This window comes from Pseudoalteromonas sp. AS71, from assembly GCF_038900275.1.
Taxonomy (GTDB): Bacteria; Pseudomonadota; Gammaproteobacteria; order Enterobacterales; family Alteromonadaceae; genus Pseudoalteromonas.
In genome coordinates, this window is the sequence record NZ_JBBMQZ010000010.1 from 14,610 (window position 1) to 26,839 (window position 12,230).

11 protein-coding genes and 1 pseudogene are annotated in these 12,230 nt (G+C 39.4%); 10 read left to right on the plus strand and 2 right to left on the minus strand.

Translation table 11 applies throughout. The features are described from left to right. Positions 1-3 precede the first annotated feature (3 nt). The 6 genes from WNY98_RS09240 to WNY98_RS09265 all read left to right on the plus strand — a co-directional run bounded on the left by WNY98_RS09240 (position 4) and on the right by WNY98_RS09265 (position 6,539). Positions 4-774 (plus strand): enoyl-CoA hydratase/isomerase family protein, encoded by a 771-nt coding sequence (locus WNY98_RS09240; protein ID WP_342877730.1) that lies wholly within the window; start codon positions 4-6, stop codon positions 772-774. A gap of 8 nt (positions 775-782) precedes the next feature. Next, positions 783-2,786, plus strand: a complete 2,004-nt coding sequence (locus tag WNY98_RS09245) for an acetyl/propionyl/methylcrotonyl-CoA carboxylase subunit alpha (RefSeq protein ID WP_342877731.1) — start codon at positions 783-785, stop codon at positions 2,784-2,786. Continuing rightward, positions 2,786-3,682: a hydroxymethylglutaryl-CoA lyase gene (locus WNY98_RS09250; protein WP_342877732.1), complete on the plus strand. Its 897-nt coding sequence runs from the start codon at positions 2,786-2,788 to the stop codon at positions 3,680-3,682. The genes WNY98_RS09245 and WNY98_RS09250 overlap by 1 nt, the downstream gene beginning before the upstream one ends. Before the next feature lie 261 nt (positions 3,683-3,943). Continuing rightward, on the plus strand, positions 3,944-4,642 hold the full coding sequence (locus tag WNY98_RS09255; RefSeq protein ID WP_342877733.1) for a CoA transferase subunit A: 699 nt from the start codon (positions 3,944-3,946) through the stop codon (positions 4,640-4,642). 14 nt (positions 4,643-4,656) lie between these two features. After that, positions 4,657-5,313 (plus strand): CoA transferase subunit B, encoded by a 657-nt coding sequence (locus tag WNY98_RS09260; protein WP_007376577.1) that lies wholly within the window; start codon positions 4,657-4,659, stop codon positions 5,311-5,313. Between the two features lie 344 nt (positions 5,314-5,657). Further along, positions 5,658-6,539 carry a LysR family transcriptional regulator gene (locus WNY98_RS09265; RefSeq protein ID WP_076923991.1) on the plus strand — a complete coding sequence of 294 codons (882 nt, stop codon included), beginning with the start codon at positions 5,658-5,660 and terminating at the stop codon, positions 6,537-6,539. Positions 6,540-7,279: 740 nt separating this feature from the next. Here WNY98_RS09265 and WNY98_RS09270 read toward each other — a convergent pair. Together WNY98_RS09270 and msrA are read right to left on the minus strand one after the other, a co-directional pair. Then, positions 7,280-8,056: an amino acid ABC transporter substrate-binding protein gene (locus tag WNY98_RS09270; RefSeq protein WP_342877734.1), complete on the minus strand. Its 777-nt coding sequence runs from the start codon at positions 8,054-8,056 to the stop codon at positions 7,280-7,282. A 133-nt stretch (positions 8,057-8,189) separates the two neighbouring features. Then, a complete protein-coding gene (gene msrA / locus WNY98_RS09275) occupies positions 8,190-9,479 on the minus strand; it encodes a peptide-methionine (S)-S-oxide reductase MsrA (RefSeq protein WP_342877735.1) in 1,290 nt (429 codons plus the stop codon). 256 nt (positions 9,480-9,735) lie between these two features. On the opposite strand from msrA, the gene pxpB reads away from it, so the two are divergent. The 4 genes and pseudogenes from pxpB (at position 9,736) to pcp (ending at position 12,115) form a co-directional block, all read left to right on the plus strand. Continuing rightward, positions 9,736-10,401 carry a 5-oxoprolinase subunit PxpB gene (pxpB, locus tag WNY98_RS09280; protein WP_197184978.1) on the plus strand — a complete coding sequence of 222 codons (666 nt, stop codon included), beginning with the start codon at positions 9,736-9,738 and terminating at the stop codon, positions 10,399-10,401. Beyond that, positions 10,394-11,323 carry a biotin-dependent carboxyltransferase family protein gene (locus tag WNY98_RS09285; RefSeq protein WP_342877736.1) on the plus strand — a complete coding sequence of 310 codons (930 nt, stop codon included), beginning with the start codon at positions 10,394-10,396 and terminating at the stop codon, positions 11,321-11,323. Before pxpB ends, WNY98_RS09285 begins: the two co-directional genes overlap by 8 nt. A gap of 23 nt (positions 11,324-11,346) precedes the next feature. Next, positions 11,347-11,454: pseudogene (locus WNY98_RS09290) on the plus strand (DUF979 family protein); the annotation flags it as partial. Further along, the gene (gene pcp / locus WNY98_RS09295) at positions 11,447-12,115 is read left to right on the plus strand and encodes a pyroglutamyl-peptidase I (protein ID WP_342877737.1); all 669 of its coding nucleotides are present in this window, start codon (positions 11,447-11,449) and stop codon (positions 12,113-12,115) included. The pseudogene WNY98_RS09290 and the gene pcp, both read left to right, overlap by 8 nt. Positions 12,116-12,230: the final 115 nt, after the last annotated feature.

A 12,230-nucleotide genomic window follows, 5' to 3' on the forward strand; every position in this document is an offset into this window, starting at 1 on the left:
AAAATGTCAGTAACACTACAAATAACAAAATCTAATGTGGCTGTACTTGTGTTAAGCCGCCCAGAAAAAAGAAACGCATTTAATAGCGAAGTAATACACGAGCTGATTCAGTGTATAGAGCATGCAAATACGCTTGATATTCGTGCTTTAGTTTTAAAAACTGAGGGCAAGCATTTTTCAGCCGGTGCCGATTTAGCCTGGATGAAATCGATGGCGGATAACAACTACGCCGATAACCTAGCTGATTCAATGCAATTGGCTAAATTAATGCAGGTATTGGCAAGCTCGCCGCACCCTACAATTTGCGCCGTGCAAGGGGCTGCTTTTGGTGGTGCACTGGGTTTAATAGCTTGTTGCGACATAGCCCTTAGTAAAGACGATGCGCAATTTTGTTTAAGCGAAGTAAAGCTGGGTCTTATTCCGGCTGTTATTAGCCCGTATGTCATTAAAGCCATTGGTGAGCGCGCTGCTCGCAGATACTTTTTAACGGCTGAAGTGTTTGATGCCCATACTGCTAAACAACTTGGTTTAATTCATCAAGTAACCGGTAATTTAGACTGTGCGGTCGATAATATGTTGCAAACACTAATTGATAACGGACCTGTAGCAGTAAAAGCCGCAAAAGCATTAATTAACGATGTAGCAAATAAACCAATAACCGATGAACTCATTGAGCTTACCGCAGAGCGTATTGCAAAAATTCGCGTATCTGAAGAAGGTCAAGAAGGGCTAATTGCTTTTTTTGATAAACGCCCACCCGCTTGGCAACTGTAGGATTGATTATGAACACACAACGATTACAAAAAATATTGATTGCCAATCGCGGAGAAATTGCGTGCCGAGTAATGCGCAGCGCAAAACAAATGGGCTTAACCACGGTCGCGGTTTATTCTGATGCAGACAAACATGCCCAGCACGTAAAAATGGCTGACGAGGCTTACCATATTGGTGCCGCGCCAAGTAAAGATTCGTATTTGGTAGCAGACAAAATTTTGCAAGTTGCCAAAGACTGCGGCGCTGATTGTATTCACCCAGGGTATGGTTTTTTATCTGAAAACAGCGAATTTGCTAAAGCCTGCGAAGCTAATAACATTGCTTTTGTAGGACCACCAGCAAGTAGCATTGAAGCTATGGGGTCTAAAACCCGCGCTAAAGAAATAATGGCAGCTGCTAACGTGCCGCTAGTGCCTGGTTATTACGGTAAAAAACAAGATCCTGCCTTTTTACAAAGTGAAGCTGAAAAAATTGGCTACCCTGTACTAATTAAAGCCGCCTTTGGTGGCGGTGGTAAAGGTATGCGCGTTGTACAAAACGCCAAGCAGTTTATGAGTGCACTTGAGGGCGCACAACGTGAAGCAATTGCCGGTTTTGGTAACGATTTAGTATTGCTTGAGCGCTACGTAAACCAGCCTCGCCATGTTGAAGTGCAAGTATTTGCAGACAACTACGGTAACTGTGTTTATTTAGGCGATCGTGATTGTTCTTTGCAACGTCGTCATCAAAAAGTAATTGAAGAAGCCCCTGCTCCGGGTTTATCTGACGAACTACGCAAAGAAATGGGCGAAGCGGCTGTACGTTGTGCACTGGCTATAAATTACCGAGGCGCAGGTACGGTTGAGTTTTTACTGTGTGGCGATGAATTTTTCTTTATGGAAATGAATACGCGCCTTCAAGTAGAACACCCTGTGACCGAAATGGTAACCGGTGTAGATTTAGTCAATTGGCAAATTAATATTGCGGGTGGGCAAACATTGCCACTGACACAAAGCGATATTCAATTGCAGGGTCATAGCTTTGAAGCGCGTATATACGCAGAAGATCCAGCTAACGACTTTATCCCGTGCTCTGGCACTATTGAAGCGTTACATACACCCCTTAACAGTGAATTTATACGCATTGATACAGGCATTGCACAAGGCGACGAAATCAGCCCGTTTTACGATCCGATGATTGCAAAACTTATTGTGCACGACGACAATCGCGAACAAGCACTGAGCCGTTTACAACACGCTCTTGAGCAATTTCATTTAGCGGGTTTTAGCACTAACATTGGCTTTTTACATAATTTAGCAAGCCACCCTACGTTTAAACAAGGTGCGCCAAGTACGCACTTTATTGCAGAGCAAGGCGACTTGTTAGTTGCGGTTGATAAATCGTTATTACAAGCAAGCCAACTTATTGGTGCTTTTGCCTATTTAGAATCGTTAACTAGCAGCCAAAATGCGCAAAATAGTGCTAGCCCTTGGCAACAACTAAGCGGTTTTACACTCAATGCTCCGCAAGCAATTAAAGTCCCTTTTGCTGATTTACAGCTAAGCGCTATAAAAACGAAAGCGGGCTACACTATTACGCATAACGAGCACGTATTTAACCTACAAGGCACATTAAATAACAATCTTTGCAGTGTATTTATTAATGGCGAAAAACACAGCGCACACGTAACTACGGTAGATAATAATACGGTAGGTAATAGTGTAACGGTGATGAATAAAGCACTGCAAACTAAGCTTGAACTAGTTGATAAACATTATATTAGCTCGCACGAAAGCGAAGCTCTGCCACTTGCCGCCCCGCTTAATGGTACGGTAGTAAAACACTTAATCGATATTGGTAGCACAATTTCCAAAGGCGATGCGGTTGTTATTATTGAAGCCATGAAAATGGAATACACGCTTAACGCACCACACGACGGCATTTTAAAAAGCTATTGTTTTGGTGAAGGCGAATTAGTAACCCATGGTGCCCTGCTTGCGATAGTAGAAGATACGACTGAGGAAGGTGCATAATGAATGCCTTTCCAAGTAAAGTACGTATTGTTGAAGTTGGTGCGCGAGACGGTCTACAAAACGAAAAAACAGTAAGCACAGCTGATAAAGTAGCGCTTATTAACGCCCTAAGTGCTGCAGGTTTAAAAGATATTGAAGCTGGCGCGTTTGTTTCTCCTAAATGGGTGCCGCAAATGGCAGACTCAGCGGATGTAATATCAGCCCTTAATTTGCCCGATGTAAATTTAAGCGCTCTTACACCTAACTTAAAAGGTGCACAAGCAGCGCACGTTGTCGGCATTAAAGAATTTGCTATATTTACCGCTGCAAGTGAGTCGTTTTGTCAAAAAAACATAAACTGCTCAATAGAGCAAAGTATTGAACGCTTTAGCGAGGTAATGGCACTTGCTAAAGCTAATAATATCCGCGTACGTGGTTATGTAAGCTGTGTGCTCGGTTGCCCTTACGAGGGTGAGATTGATCCACAAGCAGTACTTAATGTATCGCAAAAGCTATTAGATTTAGGGTGTTACGAAGTAAGTCTTGGCGATACCATAGGTGTTGGCACCGCTAAAAAAGTAACGCAGTTAATAGAGTTACTTTTAACGCACATTGACAAAACTAAGTTGGCTGTGCATTTTCATGATACTTACGGCCAAGCGCTCACAAATATTTACGCAGCTTTAAGCCTAGGTATAGCAACGGTTGACGCGGCAGTCGCAGGCCTTGGTGGCTGTCCTTATGCTAAGGGTGCGTCAGGAAATGTTGCCACCGAAGATGTAGTTTACTTACTGCAAGGGCTTGGCATTGAACACTCAATTGATTTACAAAGGTTAAGTGACGCTGGCTGGGAAATAACCAAAGCACTTGGTAAGCAACCTGTGAGCAAAGTATCTGTGGCACTGCACACAAAATAACCTGAGCTCTGGATAATAAATCTATCTCGAGCAGCTATTTTCAGCACTAACTGCGTTGAATTTACTTGCAATAGGCCAGCTATTGACGCGTAAATTCGCCTTGTTTTCACTGAAAATCTCTGGCTAGAGAAAATAAATTTAAATATCACCCTGATTCATATGTTAGTAAATCTATTAACCAGAGTTCAGGTTAAATAGCTATCTTATAAAATGATGATTCAAGATAGTTAACAACAAATAGCACACATTGAGGAGAGACTCATGGCCGGTTTTGATAAGGTAGTTTATAGCTACGAAGCTGCAATGGAAGGATTAAAAGATGGCGATACCATTATTGCCGGTGGTTTTGGTTTATGTGGTATTCCTGAGGGCTTAATTAAACAAATTAAGCACATGCAAACAAAAGACTTAACCGTGGTATCTAATAACTGTGGTATTGATGACTTTGGTTTAGGTATTTTATTACAAGACAAACAAATTAAAAAAGTGGTTGCCTCGTACGTTGGTGAAAACGCCCTATTCGAGCAGCAGTTATTAAGTGGCGAAATTGATGTAGAGCTTACACCGCAAGGTACACTTGCTGAAAAAATGCGTGCTGGTGGCGCGGGTATACCTGCGTTTTACACCGCCACCGGTTACGGCACTCCAGTTGCTGAAGGTAAAGATGTAAAAGAATTTAATGGTCGCCCGTACATTTTAGAAGAGTCTATAACAGGTGAATTTGCAATAGTAAAAGCATGGAAAGCCGATCGCTTTGGTAATTTAGTGTTTAGACATACCGCCATGAACTTTAATCCAATGGCTGCAACGGCAGGTAAAATTACCGTTGCTGAAGTAGAAGAAATTGTAGAGCCGGGTGAGCTTGAACCAAGCCAAATTCATACCCCAGGTATTTTTGTAAATCGCGTTATTAAAGGCAGCTTTGAAAAACGCATTGAACGTGTAACAACACGAGATTAAGCAGGAGCATAATTATGGCATTATCACGTGAACAAGTTGCAATGCGCGTTGCACAAGAACTACAAGACGGTTACTACGTAAATTTGGGCATAGGAATTCCGACACTCGTCGCAAACTATGTACCGGATGATATTGAAGTTATGTTACAGTCCGAAAATGGCCTTTTAGGCATGGGCCCGTACCCTACTAAAGCAGAGCTAGATGCAGATATGATTAACGCGGGTAAAGAAACCGTGACAGCAGCTAAAGGTGCAGCCATATTTAATAGTGCAGATAGTTTTGCCATGATACGGGGTGGTCATGTAGACTTAACCGTTCTGGGTGCATTTGAAGTTGACCAGAACGGCAACATCGCATCGTGGATGATCCCTAAAAAGCTGATTAAAGGCATGGGTGGCGCGATGGATTTAGTCGCTGGCGCGAAAAATATTATTGTTACTATGACCCATGCAAGTAAGCATGGTGACTCTAAACTATTAGAGGCCTGCTCTTTACCGCTTACTGGCGTTAATTGCGTTAAAAAAATAGTAACAGATTTAGCCGTATTAGAAGTTAAAGACGGCGCATTTCATCTATTAGAACGCGCTCCGGGCGTATCTGTTGATGAAATCATTAGTAAAACAGCAGGTAAATTACTTGTTGACGGTGAAGTACCAGAAATGGTTTTTTAGTAACTTTTAATAAGTTAACTTAAAATAACGCTTTACCCTGTACCGACCTCATTCCCAGTGCCAATGGCGCTGAGTTACCCAAAATCCCTCTCACGAGGGATTTTTTTTATCTTTTGCCATTATTTTTACCGTCATTCATACATCTGTAGTAAATTTTATCTATAATACAAATATAAATTAAATGTAAGCGCTTAGATTCTTTGCACTATTTTGTGGATAGTCTGCACCTTTTTTGTGAACTAGCGTTGAATTTATTTTTAACCTACTGATATTTATACATTAAATAGTTGGTTCAAATTTTGCCTAAGTAAGGCGTCTCAATAAATTAAATAATTCTGGAAAACATGCAAACTCCTATTCGTGGCCTTCGCTCTTTTTGCTTTGCCGCAAGAAGCCTAAGTTTTAAGCATGCAGCTAATGAGCTGTACTTAACGCCTTCTGCGGTAAGCCATCAAATAAAACAACTTGAAGAACAACTTGGTATTGAGCTTTTTCAACGTAAAACGCGTTCAATTAGCTTAACCACAGCGGGTAAAAACTTTTTTGATGCGGTGTCTCCTATCATCACAATGTTAGAGAGCACTATTAATGAGTTTAGTCAGATGCAGCAAAATACAAATTTGACGATTACGCTACCTGAATTTTTTGCCAGCGAACTACTCATGCCTAAATTAAGTGAGTGGACGTCAGAGCACCCTAATATAAACCTGCAAATGGACACGCTTAAAACACGCAAAGAGTTAACGCGTCATAGCGATTTATCTATTGTATTGTCCTCTGGTAAACCTACTGAAGGATTAGCGACAGAGTTGTTTAACCTTGAATATATTCCTGCATGTAATAAGAAATTACTTGATCAATGGAGGGACGATCATCGTCAAGCGCTTAACCAAGTTCCACTGATCCTCCACAAAGCTCGTCCTTGGGCATGGCACCAATGGGCTGAAAAAGCGGGTATTGATGACTTTTCTCCCTCGCAGATTATTCAAATAGATAGCATGTTTGGTGTAGCCCGTGCAGCGCAGCAAGGTATGGGGATTGCACTTATTCCACTGCCAATTAGCCAAAGTTGGTTAGATGAGCAATGGCTTTATAAATTATTTGAACAGCCTTTAACAACTAAAGATAAATACTATTTAGTGCAGCACGAATCAAGTACCCCTAATCACCCGCTTGATTTATTTGCAAAGTGGGTTGTAAGCACATTTAGAAAAATCCAAGAATAACCCTTTGTTAGGCGGGTTTATTAATACACCTAATTACGGGTTGTATTAATGGTTCGCTTAAATCTAATTTAAATTTTTGAATAATATTTTTATTTAAATACATAAACTTAACACCACGTATTAGACTAAAGTCTATAGTTTAATTTTTTTCACTCATTGGTTTCGTTTTTATCGTTTGTCGAAAATAAAGTTAAATATTAAAGTTACTCCATCAACTCAAAACAACTTACATTAAATTGTTTTTAAGAGTAACAAATGCAACCTTTTGAGTTTTAGTAACTCAAACTTAGCAGTGAAAAGAATCTTATATTGTGTGTGTAAGATGTTGTCAGTGTGAAAAAGCGGTTCAAGTTAGGTGGTGACTTGGCTTGAACTGTTTTTATTCTTGGCTCAACCACATGATATGCATTACCAGGCTACTAAAGCGTAGCAAACCGAATCTTTATATTGTGTGTGAAGATGTTGTCAGTGTGAAAAGCGGTTCAAGTTAGGTGGTGACTTGGCTTGAACTGTTTTTATTTTTGGCTCAAACCACATGATAAGTAATACAAGACTACGAAAGTGTAGAAAACAGAATCTTTATATTGTGTGTGAAGATGTTGTCAGTGTGAAAAATGGTTCAAGTTAGGTGGTGACTTAGCTTGAACTGTTTTTATTATTAAGCACATACATAATATAGTTATATACAGGTTAATACCTTTTAAAAAGCCCCGTAAGTTATAACTTACGGGGCTTTTTAGTTAAATTTTTATTTGATATTCTTTTTTCAGTTCCTGTATTTGCACTTTATGTGAAAGCAAGAATGTATCAAATTTCTTAATCACGTCAGGGTAGTCAATCGACGATAATAAAAAGGCTTGTAAATCTGTCGGCAATTCGTTTTGAAAATAAACAGGTCGGGTTAATTTAAAGTATTTAACGATATTATAGTTTAATACATCGTTAGATATGTAAATACACTCCACTCGCTCTTTTAAAAGCAACTCTATTAATTCAATTACGTTAGCTGTTTCTATTAGCTCAACGTTCTCATTATTCATTAACGGTTTAAAGCTTTGAGGCGTAAACCCTCTTACCGTTGCAAAACTAATGCATTCATCAATAGTGATATTTTTATTTAAACTCGCAATCCCCGTTTTAGTCACAACGGTTGGCTGCGAATAAATAATTTTATTTACATCAATAAATGAAGCTTTATAACTTGGTTTCCATTGAGGATTATCTGGATACTTAAAATCGACATGGCGATGTTCCACAAATTCTTTGTAAAGTCGATTAATAGGTAGTGTGTAAAACTCAAACTCAAACTCATGCTGCTGGGCAAACAAGGTAAGTAATTTTTGACTAAAGCCATAATAGTCGCGGTTATCAGCCCCACTACCATCGTAGTATGGAAGGTATTCTATATTCTCTACGCCTACTACGTAATGAGTCGCTGATTTAGCGCTGTTTATTAAAAGCAATAAAGCGAATGGCAAATATATTAACTGCGTTGCTATTTTTTTAAATTGATTCATTAATAACCTAAGTAATATTATTGACGATTAGCTGCACGCTTTGATTTTAACAAATTTGCAAAGATTATGATAAACCTATTTTGTTTTATGCAAAAAAAGCCTGATTAAAATCAGGCTTTACAAAGTAAAAGGTTTAGCTTTTATCTCTTGGTACAAAATCAAGAACGGTTGCATTAATACAGTAGCGATCGCGCCCTCTTGGACCTTCACCTGGAAATAAATGCCCTAAGTGTATACCTGTACTTTTAGAGCGAAGCTCAATACGTGTCATGCCCCAGCTGCTATCGTCATGCTGTGTTACGTTGTTTTTTACTGGATGAGTAAATGACAGCCAACCAGTACCTGAGTTAAACCTATCGCTTGTATCAAATAGAGGCTCTCCACTTAATTTATCAACAAATGTGCCATCGGGTGTATTTTTAAACTCTTTATATTCTTTGCAATAGGGCCTATCTGTTCGTGCATCGAATGCAACTTTATAAGCATCACTGTTACCTAATTTGAATGCACCTAATGCTTTATAAAACTCTTCAGGCGTTGCGTACCCTTGACGACCATATGCCTCTACTCCGTTTTCTAAGAACAAAATAGTCGGCGTTGCCCATGTGGCTGACTTAATGGTTAAATCATCAAGTTGGTCAGCATGTCGAAATGTCATAGGTATGGTGCCTTTATAATCATTTGCGACTGCTTTTTTAAATTTTTCACAGTACGGACAGTATTCTCGTGAATCTAAGACTACTATTTGCTTACCTGCTAGTAGAGCACTGTTGTCAGCTTTTTCTACGGGTGTTTTATTAAAAACTACGCCTGTAGAATGATCGGGGCAATAGCCATTAGGGTTCTTTTCTAGATAATTTTGATGATATTCTTCTGCCGATACAAAACCTTCAAGCGGTTTAATAACCGTTTCGATTTTCCCGTAGCTGGCATCAGTTAAAAGCTGCTGATATTGCAACTTAACTTGCTCTGCTACTTTAGCTTGTGCATCAGTAGTCGTTAATACAATTGAGCGATATTGCGTACCTATGTCGTTGCCTTGGCGATCTTTTTGAGTTGGATCGTGACTTTCAAAATAGTTTTTTAAGAGATCTTCTGCTGAAATTATATTGCTGTTATACATAACCTGTACAACCTCAGCATAATTATTCTCGTCAAAACGACGAGACTGATCGGTGATATTTCTGTACGTTGCTTTAAACCCATGGCCGTCTGCATAACCCGACTCAGCATCAATAACGCCACTTAGCGCTTCGTAGCGTTTTTCGGCTCCCCAAAAACAACCAGAACCAAGTACGATGGTTTCTACATGCATGGTGGCTTCTACATTGCTATGTTCTACCTTTTCCATAGATAAAGCAAAGCTGCCTGCGCTAAATATAATAGCAGCGCCAGATAAATATAATAAATGCTGGTGTTTCATAAAGTACCTCTTAAACAAGTGCGTGCTAATTAAGACCTCCTTATCTTAATTTTCATTTCAACCTAATTACTTATTTAGTACGAAGTGTAATAAGTTTTGGTCCTCAATAAGTTAAATACAATTAATTGAATATAAAAATACTCTTAAAGTAAGCTGGGAAAATAAACACTAAACATAACTACTTAGTCGCAATGGTGTAAATAAATTAATAAAACTGTGTTACGTTTGAATTATGTTGTACAAATAGGTTTATTTAATGAAGCCAGCTCCCCATATTTATGCATTAACAAACAGTAGTTTACTGCTTGATGCATCGCATTTAGACGCTACAGATAGACTCTCTATTCAAAAGAAAATTTGGGCTTTAACCAGCCACTGTAAAAGCACTAATGAATTTACCGATTTGGTGCCGGCCATGAACTCGCTCACTCTTTATTTAAAATCAGATAAACACTTAAATAAATGGTTACAAGTGCTACCTACACTTTGGAGTGATATTAAAAGTAGTACTTTTAAAGGGCTGCATCACTTAATCGAAACCACCTACAAGGGTGAGGATATTAATTACGTGGCTAATTATCATAATTTAAGCGCTGATGAGGTTATTAATATTCATAGTAAAACCAAATACCACGTTTTATTTTTAGGCTTTCAGCCCGGTTTTGCTTACCTACACGGCTTAGATGAGCAATTACATACACCAAGGCGTGATGAACCACGTACTAGGGTCCCTAAAGGTTCTGTTGCGATAGGTGCTTCTCAAACCGGAATTTACCCCGCTGATACCCCAGGTGGTTGGCACATAATAGGCCATACAGATACAGCTTTGTTTGATTCGACCTCTGAACAACCTTGCTTAATTCAACCAGGTGATACGCTTGAATTTGTTCCACTAGTTAATAAAGGAGCAACTCATGATTAAAGTACTTAAAAGTGGTGTATTACTTACAATTCAAGATTTTGGCCGTGAAGGCTACCGCCATTTGGGTGTAAGCAAAGCGGGCAGCTTAGACCCGTATGCGCAAATAATTGCTAACAGATTACTTAACAATAACGACAATGATGCTGTTTTAGAAATAACCGTTGGTTTGTGCGAGCTGGAATTTAGGTGCGACACAGTAATTGCGCTTCATGGTGCCGATTTGCAAGCAACCCTTGACGGACAAGCAATTCACCCTGGTTGGACATACGCAGTAAAAAACAAACAAGTACTGAGCTTTGCTACTGGTAGAGCAGGCTTGAGAGCTTATTTGGCAGTGAAACACGGTATACGAAGTACTGAAATTATGGGCTCTAAATCTACAGATTTAAATGCGTGTTTTGGTGGTATTGAAGGTAGAACTCTCACCACTGGTGATGAAATACCTATTACTCCTTATTATGGAAAGTTTATAAAAGTAGGTGCAATTGCACCTCCTAAGCGTAAACTTATACGATTACACCCAAGCCCCCATGCCAACTTGTTAGGCGAACCTTTACTAAGCAACTTTGTATCTACCGCATTTAAAATTAGTAGTAACAGCAACCGAATGGGCGTTAGGCTTGAGCATACTAAGAATAGCTTGGTGCATTCGCACTCTTTGCCATCACTAGGGGTGAGTCCTGGGAGTATTCAACTACCACCAAATGGTGAGCCTATTGTGCTACTTAATGATGGCCAAACCACAGGGGGCTATCCGCTTTTAGGGACTGTTATTGAAGCCGACTTACATCAATTTGCGCAATTTAGACCTTTAGATAATATTGAGTTTATATATGTAACGTTTGAAGAAGCTGCAAAAGCGAAGCAGAAACTTGACGGGCATCTACATCAATTGAGCCTTGCACTTAAAAATAACCTATAAAAGCATTCTAGAATCAACACGCCCTAGATTTAAAAAATAGGTACCATGTAATAAAGGTTCAAATTCCGACGGCAGCTAACTTACTCGCCGTTATTATTATTTTAATGTATAGCTTGGTGTTTAATGACTAAATCAACTTCTACTATGCCGTGTGTATTAATAACCGGTTTTGCTCCTTTTGGTGGCGAAACTATCAATTCTTCTTGGCAAGCAGTGCAAAAACTTGATGAAACTATCATCATGAAACACAAAATATGCACACTAGAACTTGCCTGTGAATTTAATACGTCTATCAGTCAGCTTATAAACGCCATTGAGTCGCACAATCCAGCGGTTGTTTTGTGTATAGGTCAAGCCGGTGGACGCAGCGAAATATCAATTGAGCGTATTGCAATAAATATTGACGATGCACGCATTAAAGACAATGCGGGTAAACAGCCAATCGACTCACCGATAGAAAAAAATGGTCCTGATGCCTATTTCACAAACCTACCAATAAAGCGCATGTTACAAGCAGTGCACAACAGCAATATACCTGCTGCCATTTCGAATACGGCAGGTACGTATGTGTGTAACCATGTTATGTATGGCCTTATGCATTACATAAATGATCACTGCGCTGTAATGAAAGGTGGCTTTGTGCATATTCCTTATTTACCAAGCCAAGCTGTGCACCACAATGGCGCACCAAGCATGAGTGAAGACACTGTTATTAACGCGCTAAAAGTTATGGTTGCGCAAGCTTTGAACAATAATAGCGACGTAAAAATGGCAGCAGGTACCACTCATTAACCAATTTGGTGCGGTTACATATAACTTGGTGCATAAATTATTCTTAATTAATTGTAAAAGCTATGTGACTTGAGTAATTTTTTCTGATAAAACAAGGTTTCGCAGCACAGCAAAT